Genomic DNA, 17,394 nt, shown 5'->3' on the forward strand with positions numbered 1-17,394 from the left:
TCGGGCCGTGATCGAGTTGGCACTGGAACAGACCCATTGAATGTTCAACGATGGAGACGTCCATGGCGCCGACCTCACGCCCGCTGCGCAAGCTGGGCTTCCTCACGATCGGGCTCTTCGACGAGGCGGATCCGCGCCGCGGCCACGAGTCCACGCTGGAGATCATCGAGCTGGGCGAACGGCTCGGTTTCGACAGCGCGTGGCTGCGCCACCGCCATCTGCAGTACGGCATCTCCTCCCCCGTCGCCGTCCTCGCGGCGGCCTCGCAGCGCACCAGCCGGATCGAGCTCGGCACCGCGGTCATCCCGCTCGGCTGGGAGAACCCCTTGCGGCTGGCGGAGGACCTGGCGACGGTCGACCTGCTGTCCGGCGGCCGTATCAATCCGGGCGTGAGCGTGGGCCCGCCGATGCACTACGACCGCGTCAAGGAGGCCCTCTACCCCGACACGGGCGACGTCGAGGACTTCGGCTACGAACGGGTGCGGCGGCTGCTGGACTTCGTGCGCGGCAAGCCGGCCACGGACTTCAGCGGGGTTGAGGGCTTTGAGGTGTTCTCGGATCGGGTGCAGCCGCAGTCCCCCGGACTGGGCAGCCGCATGTGGTACGGCGGCGGCAGCCTGCGTTCGGCGCAGTGGGCGGGCGAGCACGGGATGAACTTCCTGACCAGCAGCGTCGTCAAGGCGGAAGGACCCGAGGACACGGCCGGGGCACCGGATTTCGCGCAGATCCAGCTCTCGCACATCCGCGCCTTCCGCGCCCACCACCCCGACGGCGAGAACGCCCGTGTCTCCCAGGGCCTCGTCGTCATCCCCACCGACTCCGCGACACCGAAACAGCGCGCGAAGTACGAGGAGTACGTCGCCCGGCGCACCCCGCGCACCACCTCGCCGCAGGGTCCGGCACGGCTGCTGTTCGCACCCGACCTCGTCGGCACCTCGGCGGAGATCGCCGAGCGCCTCCACGCCCACGCCGCGTTCCGCGAGGTGGACGAGGTGGCGTTCGCGCTGCCGTTCACGTTCGAGCACGAGGACTATGTGCAGATCCTCACCGACATCGCTACCGCTCTCGGCCCGGCGCTCGGCCGGCGCCCGGGACGATGACCTGATCGAGCAGGTGCAGCGGGGCGGCCCGCACCCCGGCCGCCTCGGTCGCGTCCCAGTGGGCGAGGGCCCGGGGCAGGTCGACGAGGCCGTGCGTCAAGGGGAGTTCGGTCGCGGGCCGGCCGGGTGCCCCGAGGTGGGCGTGGAGCAGTGACTCCAGCCGGCACGAGGCCAAGGTGCCCTCGATGCCGGGGCGCATGGCGAAGCCCGCGCTCGCCGCGTCCGGCAGGTCGTCGCCGAGCCGGGTCCGCGTGAAGTCCAGGGCCAGCAGGCCGCCTCCGACGACCAGGACGTCCTGCCGCCGGCTCATCCGGTCCAGCGCACTCGCGGTGTCGAAGCAGTGCGGGAAGGAGTCGTCGACCACGATCGTGCCGGGGCGCAGCCGCTCGATGTCCAAGAGGCTCGTCGCGCCGCTGACGGCAGTGACGATCACGTCAGCCGCGTAGCAGGCGGCGGGCAGGGTCCGCCCCGACTCGACGACCTGGATCCGCGTCGCCGGATACTCGGACGCCAGCTCCGCCGCCAGCCGCTGAAGCCGCGCGGTGCTGCCGGGCAGGTCGCACAGCAGCAGCCCGGCCGGCGGGCGGGGAGCCGTCGCCAGCAGCAGCCGTAGCGACGAGGTGCCGATCGAGCCGCAGCCGACTACGGCGAGGGACAGCTCGTCGAGACGGCGGCCGGTCGCCGTGAGCGCGGCATGGACGGTCTTCACGACGGCGACGGTCGTCGAGGCGTGCCCGGTGGTGATCGCCGCGCCGGTCGTGGTCTCCCGCAGGACGTCGTAGCCGTACCCGGTGAGCGACGGGATCATGCCCGCGAGCGAGACGCAGCGCGCGCCCAGTGAGGCGGCGTACTCGACGGCGCGGGCGGTGCGGGCGGCCAGGTCGCCCCCGGCCGGGGCCAGTTCGTCGGCGAAGAGCGGAAGGGCGACGAAGCCGGAGTCACCGAGCGGCGTCCCGGTCTCCTCCAGCAGCCGGGCGCGGCCGTCCGGGAAGAGGAGGGAACGGATCTCCTCCCGGCCGAGCCCAGTGCTGTCGTACGGAAGCCCGGCCAGGGCGGCGAGGTGCTGTGGAGTCGGCAGGTATCCGACGAGCGCGGCGTCGAGCCGCGGTCGCCGACGGCGGCCGGTGCCGCGCACGGCCTCGTCGAGCTGCCTCCGCAGGTTCTCGGCGAACCCGGTCACCTCACCGGCCGTGAGGGCGGCCGCCGAGGCCCGCACCGTGACGCGCAGGCTCGCACCATCGGCCAACGGCCGTACGGCCAGGAACACATCGGTGCCGAGCGGCGGCGGGGCGAGGGCGGTGTCGGACTCGTCGGCGTGCAGTGAAAGGCTGCCGCCCGCCTCGGAGCCCAGGGAAGTGAAGTCGAGGAAGGTGAAGAAGAACTGGGCGTGGCACGGCAGTCCCGCCGCCGTGCGCACCTCGCTGGGCCCTTCGGCCCGGGCCAGCTCCGCCTCGGCGGCCAGCCCCCGCAGGTCGTCCTCGAAAGCGACGCCAGGCAGTGCGGGGCGCAGTGCCACCGCCTCCGCGAACGGGCCGAACACCCGATGCGCGTCCGCCGTGGACTCCTCACGTCCGGTGACGGCGAGCCCGAGCACCAGGTCACGCTGCCCGGTGAGTTCGGCGAGGGCGCGGTGGTACGCGGTGAGCAGCGGCGCGTACAGGGTGCGGTGCACCGCTCGGGCGAGTCTGCGCAACGCGCTCGTCGTGGCGGGGTCCACGGTGAATCCCGCGGTGTGGAAGGCCGGTTGTGGGTCGGCGGCCTCGGTGACCGGTCGGCTCAGCACGGGAGGCGTGTAGGGCGCGCGGAGGCGGGCGCGGTACTCCTCGGCCTCGGGTCCGTGCGGGCGTGGCCGTACGGCGGACCGGGTGACGTGATCGCGGAAGGTGCTGTCGAGCGGCGGCAGCCCGTGCGGCAGGCCTCGGTCGAGGTGGTCGTAGGCGGTGAGCAGTTCCCTCGTGAGCAGGGCGGCGCTGTAGCCGTCGCCGATGAGGTGGTGGGCGTGGACGAGCAGGACGTGCTCGGCGGGCGCCAGGGTGAACAGCCGCAGCCGGAGCAACGGCCAGGCCCAGGGCTCCAGTCGGCGCCGCGCCTCCTCGGCGATGCGCTGCTCCAGCAGGCCGGGGTCCGTGAGGGTCTCCGTCTCGACCGGCAGGCGCAACGTGTCGGGCAGCTCCTGCTGTACGGGCGGGCGGGCGCCGGCGGGAAAGACGGTGCGCAGCATCGGATGTCGGGCCACCAGGACGTCGACGGCGCGCTGGAGGACGTCAGGGCGCAGCGGTCCGCTCAGCCGGAACCGGGCGAGCCATCCGGTGCCCGCCTCGGGGTCGATGGTCTCGGCGAGCAGGAAGCCCCGTTGGGATGGGGTAAGGGGGTATGGGTCCGTGGAACGCACGACGGCGGGGGCCGGGTCCGGCGCGGGGGCCACGGTGGCGGTGTCGATGGCCGCCGCGAGTGCGCCGAGGGTGCGGTGGGTGTAGAGGGTCGTCGGCCGTGGGACCGCGGGAAGTTCCGCGCGCAGGCGGGCGAAGAGCTCCAGCACCAGGATGGAGTCGCCGCCGAGTTCGAAGAAGTCGTCCTCGCGGGTGACGTCGGGTGCGTCGAGCAGGGCCGCCCAGATGCGCGCCACGGTGCGCTCGGTGGGGGTGGCGGGCGGGGTTCCGGGCTCGGGGGCGGCAGGGGCGTCGGCCTCTGTCGAGGCGCCGTTGACGGCTGTCGACAGCCGGTTGCGGTCGATCTTGCCGGTACCGGTCAGCGGCATCGACGGGAGCGTGCGGATGCGTCCGGGCAGCATGTACGGCGGCAGCATGCGGGACAGGAAGGCGCGCACCTCGCGGGTGTCCGGCTCGGACGCGCCGGTCCGGGGTTCGAGGTACGCCACGAGACGGCCGTCGACGAGCAGTACGGCGGCACGGGCGACGTCCGGGTGGGTGAGCAGCGCGGCCTCGACCTCGCCGAGTTCCACGCGGTGGCCGCGGACCTTGACCTGGTCGTCGAGGCGGCCGAGGAACTCCAGTACGCCGTCCGGGGTGTGCCGGACCCGGTCACCGCTGCGGTACCAGCGGCGACCGTCACGCTCGACGAAGGTTTCAGCCGTGAGCTGCGGCTCGCTGAGGTAGCCCGGTGTCAACCCGGTTCCGGTGATGAGCAGTTCACCGGCCTCGCCCGGAGCGCAGGGGCGTCCGTCCTCGGTGACGACGGCCAGTTCGGTCCCGGCCACGGGCCGGCCGATGGGCAACTGCCGTACGTCGTCGGCGGGCCGGGTGTCGATGATGTGGCAGGTGGCGTTGATGGTGGCCTCGGTGGGCCCGTACAGGTTGGAGATCCTGTGCCCCGCCGCTCCCCCGCAGGTGTCGAGCAGATCGAACCACCGGCGCACGTGCGCGGCGGGCAGCGCCTCCCCGCCGACGTGCACCCAGCGCAGTGCCGACAGGTCCGGGGGTGTCCCGTCCCGGCTCGCCCGGGTCTCGGCGGCGGTCAGCAGCCGCTCCCACAGGGTCGGCACCGAGCTCCACACCGTGATCCGGTCGTCGACGAGGCGGTCCAGGAGCGCATCGGGGTCGCGCAGCAGGTCCCGGGTGAGGGTGTGGACGGTGGCGCCGGCCAGCAGCGGTGCCAGCAACTGGCGTACGGAGGCGTCGAAGCAGACGGACGCGGTCTGCACGAGGTGGTCGCCAGGGCCGTAACCGAAGGTGCTCAGTGACCAGTCGAGGTAGTTGAGCATGGACCGATGGGTGATGGGCACCGCCTTGGGGCGGCCCGTGGAACCCGAAGTGAAGATCACGTAGGCGATGGCGTCCGGGTCGGCGGGCGGTTGTTCGACGGGGCTCGGCGAGCCCGGGGTCCGGTCGTCGGCCATGACCGGGTTGATGCCGTCCAGCGCGGTGGCTGTGGTGCGCGTCGCCGTGTGGCAGACCACTGCGGTGATGCCCGTGCGGGCCACGTGGTCCCGCAGCCGGGCCACGGGATGGGTCGGGTCCAGGGGCACCCAGCCGGCGCCCGCTCGAAGGATGCCCACCACGCCCACAACGGTGTCCGCGCCGGGATCGGTGAGCAGGCCGACCAGGTCGCCGGGGCGTACGCCGCTCGCCCGCAGCCGGGAGGCGAGGGCTGCGGAGGCGGCGTCGAGTTGGGCGTAGGTGAGGGTGGTGCGGCCGGTGTGCACCGCGACGGCCGCCGGTGTCGCGCGGAACCGGGCGGCCAGCCGTCCGGCCACCCCCTGGGCGCGGTCCGGGGCGGGCTGCTCGGCCGCGGCCGCTGCTCGCAGTTCGAGCGCGTACTCCTGCGCGAGCCGCTCGACGGTCTCGCGGCGGAAGAGGTGCGCGGGGTGGTTCCAGGAGAAGTGCAGGGTGTCGTCCGACTCCCAGCACAGCAGCCCCAGCCTGGTCGCCGCGGAGGCGGTGGCCGCCGCGGTCGGGGTCACGGTGACCGGCCAGTCGCGGCCGTGGCGCACGGGGAAACGGGCGAAGCTGAACCCTGCCGGGGCGACCGTACGGGGAGCGGGGCCGGTGGCGGGCAGCAGCGCGGCGATGTCGGGGCTGGTGAGCGTCGCGTGGGACTCGGCCTCGCGCCAGATGTGCCGCAGCCGCCGGGCCAGGGACGTCACGGGCTCGTCCGTGTCGACGGTGACGAACACCGGGAGCGTGTCGGCGAGCGGACCGACGAGCCGTTCGATCCCGGGCAGCGGCGCTTCCCGCCGGGCACGCGCCACGTTCACGGCGATGTCCGGCTGTCGGCCCCAACGGGCCAGGCAGCGGCCGTAGACGGCGAGGAGCAGATGGAAGAGGGAGACTTCGTGGCGGGCCGCCACCTCGCGCAGCATGGCCGTGAGCGGCGCGTCGAGGGTCGACTGGTGGTGGGTGAGCGGCGGCGCCGGGAGGGCTTGCGGGTCGCCGTCGTACGGCAGTGCCGCGGGCGTGTGCCCGGCGACGCGGTCACGCCAGTACTGCTGGTCCCGGGTGAAGGCCGGGGACCGCCGGTCGGCGCTGACGAGGGCGGCGTGGTCGGCGAACTCGGCTGGCAGAGGGGGTAGTTCGTCAGGGCGGCCGTGGGCGAGGGAGGTGTAGAGCGACCAGACTTCCTCGCAGAGCACCTTCAGGCTGAAACCGTCCGCCGCGCCGTGGTGGACGACGAGAAGGAGGTGTGCGTCGTCGCGGTCGCGGACGAGGAGGGCGCGGACCGGGTCTTCCGCGGTGAGGTCGAAGGGGCGGTTGTACAGCCGTTGTTCGAGGTCGGGCAGCGGTGGCACGGCAGCGTCCGGCTCGTGCACCTGATACCAGCGGGGCGCGGTGTCGGTGGGCTCGGCGGGCGCGATGAACTGACGAGGTGGTGTGGCGTCCCTGGTGATCCTCAGGCGCAGCATGGGGTGGCGGGCGGCGAGTTGGGCGAGGGCGCGGCCGAGGAGGTCGGGGTCGAGGGGCCCGCGGATGGTCTGGCGTATGTAGCCATAGGCGGTGACGCCTTCGTAGAGGGTTTCGGTGGTGAGGAAGGCGAGCTGGAGCGGGGTGAGCGGGTGGGGAGTGTTCTCCTGGGCCCGGCTCACGGGGGCGGGCGCCTCCCGGGCTTCCGGGCTCTGTGTGCTGAGGTGGCCGACCAGTTCGGCGACCGTGCGGTACTCGAAGAGCAGTGTGGCGGGCAGGGGAAGCCCGAGTTCCGCCTCCAGGCGGCGTGCGAGGTCGACGGCGGTGAGCGAGTCCAGGCCAAGGCCCAGGAACTGCTCGTCGTCGGCGATGTCCTCGGGCGCCCGGTGCAGGGCCTCGGCCAGCAGGCGGCGTATCAGGTCGGCGGTGCGGAGCCCGGCGCCTTCGTCGCCGGGCGAGCTGGTGACGGGGTGTCCCTGCGCCCGTCTGGGCGTCTCCGCGGCCGTCACCAGAACGTGAGCGGCCCCGGTCGCGACCGCCGCCCGCAGCCCCTTGATCGCGGCCCGCGAGGACATCGGCCCCAGGCCGCGCGCACGCAGCCGTGCCCCGGCGGCCAGTCCCACGTCGGCAACGGGCCCGAATCCGATCGACCGCCAGGGGCGGCCCGCCGCGCGCTCGGCGGCGGCGAAGGCGTCCAGGAAGGCGTTGGCGGCCGCGTAGTCGCCGAGTGCGCCCGCCAGGCCGGGCAGCACCGAGGAGACGGAGGAGAAGGCGACGCATACGGCCGGTTCCTGACCGTGCCGGCGCAGCGCCTCGGCGAGCAGCGCCGTGCCCCGCACCTTCGCGGCGAGCGTCTGCTCGATCTCCGAGTCGGCCTTGGAGCGGAGCGAGCCGGGCCGGACGGTGCCGGCGGCGTGGAAGACCCCGTCCAGCGGGGGCAGTTCGGCGCACAGCGCCTCGACGGCCGCCTCGTCGGACACGTCGGCCGCGCGGTACCGGGCCCGTGCGCCCTGGGCGCGGAGCTCGGCGAGCAGTTCTTCGGGCACGGTCGCGGAACGTCCGGTCAGGATCAGCTCGCACCCGCCTCGGCCCGCCAGGTCACGCGCGAGCGCCGAACCGAGCCCTCCGGCTCCCCCGGTGATCAGATAGGTGCCGTCCGAAGGCAGTTCCCCGGACGCGGCGGGAGCGTCCGCCACGTCGGCGGGCGTACGGCTGAGCCTGCGCCCGGAACGCCACGCGACGGTACCCTCGGCGCCCGGCTCGTGGGCCGAGTACAACTCGCGTTCCAGGGCATCGACTCGGACGGCGAGCGTGTCGGCGGAGGACAGGTCGACGCCGCGGGCGGCGAGCCCCGGGTGCTCCTGCGGAAGGGCCAGCGCGAAGCCGTGCGGGAGTGCCTGCGCGGGGCTCGTCGGTTCCGTCGGTGTGCCGGTGGCGTAGGCGTCCTCGGTGACCACCAGCAGGCGGGAGCAGTCGGCGGGGAGGTGGTCGAGGGCGTGGCGCAGGGCGGTGAGGGTGGCTTTGGTGACGGCGTCGAGGTCGTCGTGCGCCGCCTCGGCCTCTGCCAGCCATACGACGGTGTCCGCCGGCGTCGCGGCCTGGTCGTGAGCCGTGTCGTCCCTGACGACCGTCACCCCACGACCGGCGAGCCGCTGGCCCAGCGCCCGGCCGAGCGCCCGGTCGCCGCTGAGCAGCCGCACCACGGCAGGGCCATCAGCGGGCGTGAGCGGCGCCTCCCGCCAGTCGAGGCGCCGCACGACAGGCATCGCGCCGGTCTCGCGCGGCCAGTGACGGGTGCGTTGGAGGGGGTACGTCGGCACGGGCACCTTTGGCCGCTGCCCGGGCGCCGGGGTCGTACGGTCCAGAGTCGTCCCGCGTGCCCACAGCCGACCGGCCGTCTCCAGCAGGGCCCGTGATGTCGGCGCTGTCGCCGAGGAAGGACCTGCCGCCGGGGAAGGCCCTGCCGCCAGGGAAGGACCTGCTGCCAGGGAAGGCCCTGCCGACAACACCGCCACATCGGCGCCGCCCCGCGCGCCGGCCACCGCCCGGACCGCCACACCCAGGGTGTCCCCCGGGCCGAGCTCGACGAAGGTGTCGTAGCCCTCGTCCAGGAGCCGCGCCACCGCCGCCCCGAACCGGACCGGCTCGACCGCGTGCCGCTGCCAGTAGCCGGGCGTGAGGCCGGGCTGCCACTCGCCGGTGACCGTGCTGAGCATCGGTACGGCCGGCGGTTTCACCGACAGTGTCTTGGCGGCGTCCCGCAGCGGGGCGAGGGCCGGTTCCAGCAGGGGCGAGTGGAAGGCATGGGAGACGCGGAGCCGGCGCGTGGCCACGCCGCGCCTCGTCAGCGCCGCGACGGCACGGTCCACTGCGTCCTCGGTCCCCGAAATCACCACCTGCCCGGGCCCGTTGACGGCGGCGACGCTCACCGCTCCCGCGAACTCGGCGACGGTGTCCTCGTCCCCTCGCACCGCGGCCATGGCGCCGGGGAGGGCCAGTTCGCCCACCAGCCGCCCGCGCTCCGCGGCGAACCCGACCGCCTCGGCCAGGCTCAGCGAACCGCCGACGCACGCCGCCGCGATCTCGCCGACGCTGTGCCCGGCGACCGCGTCGGCGGACACGCCCCACTCCCCCAACTGCCGGGCCAGCCCCACCCCGAACGCGACGAGCAGCGGCTGCGCCACCTCCGTCCTCGCCAACTCCCCGGGGTCCACGAGGGGATCGAGGCACCACTCGGCGAGCGAGCGCCCGAGCACGGGCCCCGTCAGCGACGATGCCTCGTCCAGAGCCTCCCGGAAGGCCGGAGCCGACCGGTACAGCTCCCGGCCCTGGCCGGGTAGCTGGGCGCCCTGGCCCGGCAGCAGGAACACCGTGCGGGGCCGGTTCAGGGCAGTCGTGAAGTCCGCCGGGCGGGCGGCCTGGAGGCGGTCCGCGAGGTCGCCGTCGGCGACCACGGCGAGCCGGTGACGGCCGTCGTCCCGGGCGGTGTTGACGGTGGCGCAGATGTCCGCCTCCCGCACGGACGGGTGCCTGCGGACATACGCGGCCAGGTCGGCGGCGGCCACCTCGAGCGCGTCGGCGCTGTGGGCCGACAGTGTGAGCAGGTGCGGACCGTCGGCGGGCGGGGTCGGGGCGGTTGTCCGCCCGGGTGCCTCTTCCAGGACGGCGTGGGCGTTGGTGCCGCCGAAGCCGAAGGCGTTGACGCCCGCGATCAGGGGTCCTGGGCTCGGCCATTCCCGCTGCTCGGTGGCCAGTTGGAAGCCGGGGGCGACGCGCTCCAGGTAGGGCGCGGGCGGGGTGGCGTTCGGGGAGGGCGGGATCTGCCGGTGCTGGAGTGCCAGGATCGTCTTGACCAGGCTCGGCATGCCGGCGGCGTTGAGCAGATGTCCGATGTTCGCCTTGACCGAGCCGAGCAGGCGGGGCTGTCCGTCCGCGCGGGGCGGGAAGGCGTGCCCGAGGGACTGGGCCTCGATGGGGTCGCCGACGGGGGTGCCGGTTCCGTGCGCCTCGACGTACGACACCGTGTCGGGGTCGATGCCGCACTCGCCGTATGCCCGGGTGATGACCTCGCGCTGGGTGCGCGGGTTCGGGGCGAGCAGGCTCAGCGACCGGCCGTCGTTGTTGACGGCGGTGCCCCGGACGAGGGCCAGTACCGGATCGTCGTCCCGCAGTGCGTCGTCGAGGCGGGCCAGGACGAGGGCCGCTCCGCCCTCGCCGGGCACGATGCCGTCGGCGGTGGCGCCGAAGGGGCGGCTGCCGCCCGTCGGGGACAGTGCGCCCGCGTGGGCGAGCAGGCGGTGGCCGGTCGGGGTGAGGGCGAGTTGGACGCCGCCGACGACGGCGACATCGCACTCGCCGCTCTGGAGGCTGCGCCGTGCCAGGTGGAGGGCGACGAGCGCCGAGGAGCAGGCGGTGTCGACCGCCAGGGCGGGGCCGTCGAGGTCGAGTGTGTGGGAGAGGCGGGCGGCGATCAGGTTGGGCAGGTTGCCGGTGAGGGCGCCCGGGTGCGCGGCCAGGTCGCCGTCGCCGGCCGGGGCGAGGATCTCGCGGTATCCGCTGTCGCCGACGGCGGCGAACACACCGACCCTGCGGCCGTCGCGCCGCGCTCCCGCGTACCCGGCGCGCTCCAGGGCTTCGTGGGCCAGTTCGAGGAAGATCCGCGCCTGTGGGTCGGTGGCGCGGGCCTCTTCGTCGTCCATGCCGAAGCAGCCGGCGTCGAAGTGTGCGGGGTCGGGGAGGAAGGAGCCGAAGAGGTCGGGGGCGTCGTCCCAGCGGTCGTCCGGTACGGCCCTCAACGTGTCGCGGCCGGAGCGGAGCAGTTCCCAGAATGCCTCAGGTGTCTCCGCGCCGGGGAAGCGGCAGGCCATGCCGAGGACGGCCACCGGTCCCTCCCCCGGGCGCTCGCCGGACGCCGTGGAAACCCGCCGCGCCGCGGACACTCCGTCGCCGTCCCCGGTCAGGGACAGCACATGCCCGGCCAGCGCGGCCACGGTGTCATGGTCGCGCAGCGCCCGGGGTTCCACCGTGACGGAGAAGGCGTCCTCGATGCCGGCGAGCACCGCCATCGCCTTGAGCGAGGAGCCTCCTAGGGCGAAGAAGCGGTCGTCCCGGTCGATGGCCGCCGGGGAGAGGTCCAGCGCCTGTGCCCAGATCCCCCGGATCGCTTCCTCGACGTCCCGCCGCGAACGCGGCGCGCCCCTCTGCGGACGGCCCTCCGCACGCACCGCTGCCGCCAACCGCTCCTCGACGGCCGCATAGGCGCCCGCCTCGAACCGGTCGCGCATCAGTGCTCGGCGCAGCTTGCCGCTCGTCGTCCGGGGAAACGCGCCCGGCGGCAGGGGCAGCACCCGGACGTCGTCGTGTCCCAGCGCTTCCCGGACCCGGGCGGCGGCCGCGTCCAGCACCGGAAGTGCCGTGGCCAGGACGGGCCTTGCCCATTGCACGAAGACCACCACCCGGTCGCCCCCGGTGTCCGGATCGGTGGACCCGATCGCCGCCACCGTCCCCTCGGGCAGCCCCGCAGTGGCGGCGGCGGTCTCCTCCAGGTCGGGTGCGTGGAAGGTACGGCCGCCGACGAACACGACGTCCTTGTGCCGGCCGGTGACGCACAGCCGGCCCTCGCTCAGAAAGCCCAGGTCGCCGGTGCGCAGCCAGCCCTCGCGGAACGCGGACGCGCTCGCTGCGGGAGCGCGGTGATAGCCGCGTGCGAGCTGCGGACCGCGTACCTCGACATGCCCGATGCGCCGGTCGCCGAGGGCTCGGCCGGAGTCGTCCGTGACCCGGATCTCGCAGTCGGGGACGGGGCGGCCGAGGTCCATGAACTCGACGGTGTCCGGGCCGGGTTCCGCGGGGACGGCCCTGCCTCGGCTCAGCGCCTTGCGGTCCAGGCGCAGGGGCGCGGCGACCTCCCCGAGCGGGGGCACGGTCACGGCGAGAGTGGCCTCGGCCAGTCCGTACACCGGAAGCATCGCCGTGGCGTCCAGCCCGGCCGGCTCCGCCTTGGCGGTGAACTCCCGCCACACACGCGGTGCGATGGGCTCGGCGCCCACGAGCATCAGGCGTACGCGGCTCAGGTCCAGTCCCGCCCAGGTGCTGTCCGGCACCCGCCGCACCGCGAGGGCGAGCGCGAAGTTCGCCGCCGACAGCAGGGTGGCCCGATGCCGTGCCACCGACTCCAGCCACAGCGCCGGGCGCTTGGCGAAGGTGAGGGGTTCGAGCCGTATCTGCTTCAGGCCGGCCGCCATGGGGACCAGGTGGGTGCCGATCAGACCCATGTCGTGGAAGTACGGCATCCAGGTGGCCACGACGTCGTCGGGCGTGACCGCCGTGGCCGCGTGGATCTGGCGGAGGTTCGCGAGGACGGCCTCGTGGGTGAGTTCCACGCCCTTGGGGTCGCCGGTGCTGCCGGAGGAGAACTGGAGGAACGCCAGGTCCTGGGGGTTCCGGCGGTGAGGCAGCGTGCGCAGCGGGCGGGCCTCGCGCAGCGCGCCCAGCCGCAGGGCCCGCACCGGTTCCGGCAGCTCGGCGAGCAGGTCCTCGCAGGCGTCGTCGACAAGGACGGCGGGCCGGCCGAGGAACTCCCACACCGGTCCGACCCGGCGCGGCTCCGGTGCGAGCGGTACGGGCACCAGCCCTGCGGCCAGCGCTCCCCAGAACAGTGGCTGGAAGTCCGCGCCGAGAGCGGCGAGGAGCGGGACGGGGGTGCCGGGCCGAAGTCCCGCCGCGCGCAGGCCGCCCGCTACGCGCAGCGCGTCGTCGCGGAGTTCGGCGAAGGTCACGGTGTGCTCGTCGCCGTCTCCTCGGACGTGGACGATGACCTGGCCCGGGTTGCGCTCGGCGGCGTGCAGCAGTACGTCGAGGAGGGTGACGGCGGTAGGGGGCCCGGGAGTCGGCATGTGCTTCCTTCCTCGTCGCACGCGGCGAGGGGCACGCGGGCGCGCCCCGCCGGCGTCGGGTACCCGGCGGGAGCGTTGTCGATCATTCACCCTTACGACGACGAGTTTCGCCCAACGGTTCATCGGCGACAGCCGAATGGCCCGTTCCGCGAAGGGCGGCGCCGAGGTCGTCCAGATACGCCGAGACCGGCCCCAGGGTGAGCAACCCGCTGCCCGCGCCCGCCAGTTCGTTCGCCGCGGGGGTGAGGGCGGCGCGGGCGCGGGCCATGGTCCGCCGGTCGCCGAGGGCCAGTGCGGCCCGGGCGGTGAGGCACCACAGGGCCTCCTGGAGGAGGTCGCGGGGCGGTTCGGGTGTCGCGTGGAGGGCGGCGCGGGCCTCAGTGCGACGGCCGTGGTCGAGGAGGAGCAGGGGACGCGCCCAAGGGCCGTACGGGCCCCAGTCGGTGTGTTCGTCGAAGCGGAGCGGCAGGGTGTGCCGCAGGCGCAGACACAGCAGCGCGAGGGGCGGCAGGCCGTGGGCGAGGCCCGGCATTCCCGCGTCGTCGAGCAGGGCGGCCGCGTCGCGGTAGGCCGCCGCCACCTCGGCCATGGGTGCTTGGCCGGTGGCGTCCAGTCGCAGGGCGGCGTACCAGCCGGTGAACACTCCCACGAGCGGCCGTTCGTGCCGTGCGGCCAGTGCGTCGGCGGCGGCCGCGTGGTGGTCGGCGGTGGTGAAGTCGCCGAGGGCGCTGCGGGCTTGGAGGCGGACGAGGTGGCCGAGGATCTCGTACGTGGACAGGCCGTGCCGGGCGGCGAGGGCGATCAGCTCCGCGCCGATCCCGTCCCGGCGTGGCGCGAGCCCGGTGCGGTCGAAGCACTGCATGAAGGAGGCGTTGAGGGCGAACGCCAGCAGCGCCGGATCGTCGAGGCGGCGGGCGATCTCCTCGGCCTGGCGGGCGGCCTGCGGGGCACGGGCGCTGCGGGTGCCGCGGGACTCCAGGCCGATGGTGGCGAGCAGCCGTGCCCGGTCGGCGGCCCGGCCCTCTCCCGGCAGGGCGGCGAGGGTGCGCTCGGCCGCCGCGACGACCTGTGCGGCCTGTTCCGGGTCGTCGAGGCGGGTCCAGATCGCCGGGACGTCATAGGCGCCGATCACCCGCGCGGTCAGTTCGGCGTCGCCCAGTTCCTCGGCGGCCGCGACGGCGGCGACCCGGTGCTCGCGGGCGGCCGGCAGGCCGCTGCCGCCGGTCAGCGCGAGGTTGCGCAGCAGGCCGACGGTGGATTCAAGGCGGGCGCGGGCGCCGGGGGCGACGGTGCGGTCATAGGCGGCGGCTACCTGCTCCCAGACCCGGCCGGCGGGGTGGTCCGGTGTCCGGCCGAGGCAGTCGGACTGCCGGAGGATGTCCGACTCCAGGGCGCGCAGTGCGGGCCCGGGGTCGATGCCCAGGTCGTCGGCCAGCAGCGCCCGCGCCCTGCGCAGGACGTCCAGGGCGTCGGCCTGACGGCCCGTGCGGTACAGGGCCAGGGCGAGCAGGCGCCAGGCGTTCTCGCGCCAGGGATGCTCGGCCGCGTGCGCCCGCAGGTCCGCGGCCACCCGGTCGGCAGGACCGAGGTCGACCAGCGCCTCGGCACGCAGTTCCACGGCGTGCAGCCGCAGCTCGGCCAGCCGGCGGCTCTCGGCGCGGGCCCACGGCTGCTCGGCGAACTCCGCGTAGGCGGGCCCGCGCCACAGCCCGAGCGCCTCCTCCAGCCGTACGGCCGCTTCCTTCGGCGGCAGCGTCGCGGCATCGGCGACGGTCTGCTCGAACCGCCGGGCGTCGACCGCGTCCGGCGCGGTGCGCAGGGCGTAGCCCGGGCCCTCGGTGACCAGCAGCAGGGCCGGAGCGCGCGGCGGGCGGTCGGGTTCCAGGGCGCGGCGCAGGGCGGCGACGAAGGTGCGCACCGCGCCCACGGCGTCGGCGGGCGGGTCCGTCCAGAGGTCGTCGACCAAGCGGGCGACGGGCACGACACGGCCCCGGGCGACGATCAGCCGGGCCAGCACCGAGCGGTGTCTCGGCCCTTTCAGGGCGATCGCGTTCCCGCCCTCGTCCCAGGCCGTCACCGGCCCGAGCACGCCGAAGGCAGGGGCCATGCCTGCCACCGCCCTCCACCGTCGCGGGTCACCGGACACCGACGGGATGTGCGGTCCGTGGTGACTTCAAGATAGTGGGCCTCATGGCCTCCCGGCCGCCGGGGAGGGAGCCATCCACGGCATGGATAGGGCTGATACGGGAGTCGGATCGCGCCGAGGATGGCGGCACGCCCCCGGACAGCCCTTAGTCGTCCCTACCCGCACGCCGCCTGTCCGGACCAGCCGTTGCCGTGCGGCCGTCCTTTCAGCATGCCGTGCGCCGTAGCCGCCCTGAAGGCATGCCCGCTCCCGTTGGACCGTCCCCTGGAGCCATGTCTGGTTCCGTCCCACCGCCGCCTCCCGCCGCCGTGGACACCGCCGCTGCGTCACCCGTCGCCGTCTCGGGCCCGGCCCATCGGCTGCGGTTGGCTCTGCTGATGGCGGGCAGCTGCCTGCCGATCCTGGGGGCGGTGCTGATCGCCCCGGTGCTGCCGAAGTTGGAGGACTACTTCGAGTCGACCGCGGGGGCCAAGGCGCTGGTTCCGCTCGCGCTGACGGTTCCGGCGCTGTCGCTGGCGTTGCCGGCCCCGTTCGCCGGGGTGATCGTGGACCGGCTGGGCCGCAAGCGCCTGTTGATCGTGGCGACCGTCCTGTACGCCCTCTTCGGCACGGCCCCGCTCTGGCTGGACTCGCTGGGGGCCGTCATCGCGAGCCGCGCCTTGGTCGGCGACTACTACTCCGGTCAGCAGCGGGTGAAGTGCCTCGCCCTGCGGACCATGTGCGCCTCCGCGTCGGCCACCGCCTTCTTCGTCCTCGGCGGCGCCGTGGGCGGCGCGGGCTGGAAGGCGCCCTTCTGGATCTACGCCGTGAGCCTGCTCCTCGCCCCACTGATGGTCACCCTCCTGCCCAACCCGGCCGCCCGCGCGGTCGGCGACGAGCCCCGGGCCACCGCTCCGCCTCGAGCGGCGACGCGCCGTCCGTTCCCCTTGCGCCGGATGGCGGGCATCTGTGCCCTCACCTTCTTCGGGGCGATCGTCTTCTACATCGTCCCCGTGGAGACGGCATACCTGCTCGACGACCTCGGCGTGACGAACACCGGCGCGATCGGCCTGGCCACCGCGATCGCGAGCGCGGCCGTCGTCGGTGCGGTCACCTTCGCCCGGCTGAAGCGCTCCCCCGGCCCGATGCTGCCGACCGCGCTCGGGCTGTGCGCGGCAGCCCTGGTTGCCGAGAGCGGCGTCGGTGCCGGTGCTCGCATGATGGGCGTGCCGTTGGCGGTGTCCGGCCGCTGCTGGTGCCGTCCACGGTGATCGCGGTGGTGGCCAGGGCCGGCAACGAGATCGGCAGCAGGATGCGGAAGCAGATGCGCCAGTACCCGGCTCCGTCGATCTTGGCCGCCTCGTCCAGCTCGGTGGGCAGGCCCCGGAAGAACTGGAGGAGGACGTGGCGCAGCCCCTCGCGGATATTGCGTGCAGCCGGCGACGAGTGTTCGTCCAGTTGACCGCGGCGGACACGGATGCGGTCCGGCTGGTTACTCCGCCAGCGCGCCCATCGCCCGGTCGAGCAGCACGGCCAGCGGGACCTTACCCTCACACGTCACCCACCCCTTGGCGGCCACGTCGAGGCAGGCGAGCGCGGCGGCGGCCAGTGCGCTCGGCCTGGTGTCCTCGGGCCGGTCGGGGTCGGCCCCCAGCCGCCGGGCGACCTCGGGAATCAGCAGTGTCTGCCAGCCCATCTGCTTCTCGTAGTGCCGGGCGCGCAGCGACGGGGTCTCCTGGAGCATGCGCAGATAGCTGAGTACCCGCTCGCGCGGCGCTGCCTCGTTCGTCCGCGTGATGACGTCGAAGGCCCGGCGCAGCGCCTCCCAGGGCTGCTCGTCGTCGGGGCGGGCGGCGAGCGCCTCCGCGATCCGGCGGCCGGACTCCTCCAGGCGTCCCAGGACGATGTCTTCCTTGGTGCCGAAGTACCGGAACAGGCTGGCCCGCGACAGGCCCACCTCGGCGGCGATCTGGTCGACGGTGGTCCGGTCGAATCCCTGCTCGGTGAAGAGCCGGTGCGCCGCCTCGACCACTTCCGCCTGAACCGTCGCACGCATGCGCTCTCGCAGGCCGGGCGGCTTGCGTGCGGACTGGTTGGCGGCACCGGCGGTTTCAGACATATCCGAAGGATACAGCACGGACTCAAATTGATACTGAGTATCAGAGGGGGAGTTCTTGACACCCTCCTTCACAGTCAGGCCTGACTGTGACAAGCTCTCGTTTAACAGTCAAGGCTGACTGTGAAAACGTGGAGGCGGCCATGAGCAGGCGCAACGAACAGCGCGAAGCCACCAGGGCGCAGATCGTGGACGCGGCGGTGCAGTCGCTGATCGAGGTGGGTGTCGCGGCGACGACGACCCTGGAGGTGCAGCGGCGGGCCGGCGTCAGCCGGGGTGCGCTGCTGCATCACTTCCCGAC

Annotated in this window: 6 protein-coding genes and 1 pseudogene; 3 read left to right on the plus strand and 4 right to left on the minus strand. The window is 74.1% G+C overall.

Annotation, left to right across the window (positions count from 1 at the left end; genetic code table 11):
• The first annotated feature begins 62 nt into the window (after positions 1-62).
• A complete protein-coding gene (locus ACP4J3_RS23160; RefSeq protein ID WP_426537399.1) occupies positions 63-1,100 on the plus strand; it encodes an LLM class flavin-dependent oxidoreductase in 1,038 nt (345 codons plus the stop codon).
• On the opposite strand, the gene ACP4J3_RS23165 is transcribed toward ACP4J3_RS23160, so the two are convergent.
• Both ACP4J3_RS23165 and ACP4J3_RS23170 read right to left on the minus strand, forming a co-directional pair.
• Positions 1,057-12,852, minus strand: a complete 11,796-nt coding sequence (locus tag ACP4J3_RS23165; protein ID WP_426537401.1) for an amino acid adenylation domain-containing protein — start codon at positions 12,850-12,852, stop codon at positions 1,057-1,059. The genes ACP4J3_RS23160 and ACP4J3_RS23165 overlap by 44 nt on opposite strands.
• Before the next feature lie 82 nt (positions 12,853-12,934).
• A complete protein-coding gene (locus ACP4J3_RS23170) occupies positions 12,935-14,959 on the minus strand; it encodes a BTAD domain-containing putative transcriptional regulator (RefSeq protein ID WP_426537403.1) in 2,025 nt (674 codons plus the stop codon).
• 311 nt (positions 14,960-15,270) lie between these two features.
• Between ACP4J3_RS23170 and ACP4J3_RS23175 the strand changes: the two are divergent.
• Positions 15,271-16,152 (plus strand): annotated as a pseudogene (locus tag ACP4J3_RS23175) (MFS transporter); the annotation flags it as partial.
• Here ACP4J3_RS23175 and ACP4J3_RS23180 read toward each other — a convergent pair.
• Positions 16,088-16,531: an ABC transporter permease subunit gene (locus ACP4J3_RS23180; protein ID WP_426537405.1), complete on the minus strand. Its 444-nt coding sequence runs from the start codon at positions 16,529-16,531 to the stop codon at positions 16,088-16,090. The pseudogene ACP4J3_RS23175 and the gene ACP4J3_RS23180 sit on opposite strands and share 65 nt — an antisense overlap.
• Positions 16,470-17,096 carry a TetR family transcriptional regulator gene (locus ACP4J3_RS23185; RefSeq protein WP_426537407.1) on the minus strand — a complete coding sequence of 209 codons (627 nt, stop codon included), beginning with the start codon at positions 17,094-17,096 and terminating at the stop codon, positions 16,470-16,472. Before ACP4J3_RS23185 ends, ACP4J3_RS23180 begins: the two co-directional genes overlap by 62 nt.
• 140 nt (positions 17,097-17,236) lie before the next feature.
• Between ACP4J3_RS23185 and ACP4J3_RS23190 the strand changes: the two genes are divergently transcribed.
• The coding region (locus tag ACP4J3_RS23190) for a helix-turn-helix domain-containing protein (RefSeq protein ID WP_426537419.1) at positions 17,237-17,394 on the plus strand (158 nt) is incomplete at its 3' end.

This window comes from Streptomyces sp. UG1, from assembly GCF_049974585.1.
GTDB lineage: Bacteria > Actinomycetota > Actinomycetes > Streptomycetales > Streptomycetaceae > Streptomyces.

Excerpts from the sequence above, each read along its gene's own strand:
- ACP4J3_RS23170 (WP_426537403.1), bottom strand. The coding sequence starts at position 14,959 with ATGGCCCCTGCCTTCGGCGTGCTCGGGCCGGTGACGGCCTGGGACGAG.
- ACP4J3_RS23185 (WP_426537407.1), bottom strand. The coding sequence starts at position 17,096 with ATGTCTGAAACCGCCGGTGCCGCCAACCAGTCCGCACGCAAGCCGCCC.
- ACP4J3_RS23160 (WP_426537399.1), top strand. The coding sequence starts at position 63 with ATGGCGCCGACCTCACGCCCGCTGCGCAAGCTGGGCTTCCTCACGATC.
- ACP4J3_RS23165 (WP_426537401.1), bottom strand. The coding sequence starts at position 12,852 with ATGCCGACTCCCGGGCCCCCTACCGCCGTCACCCTCCTCGACGTACTG.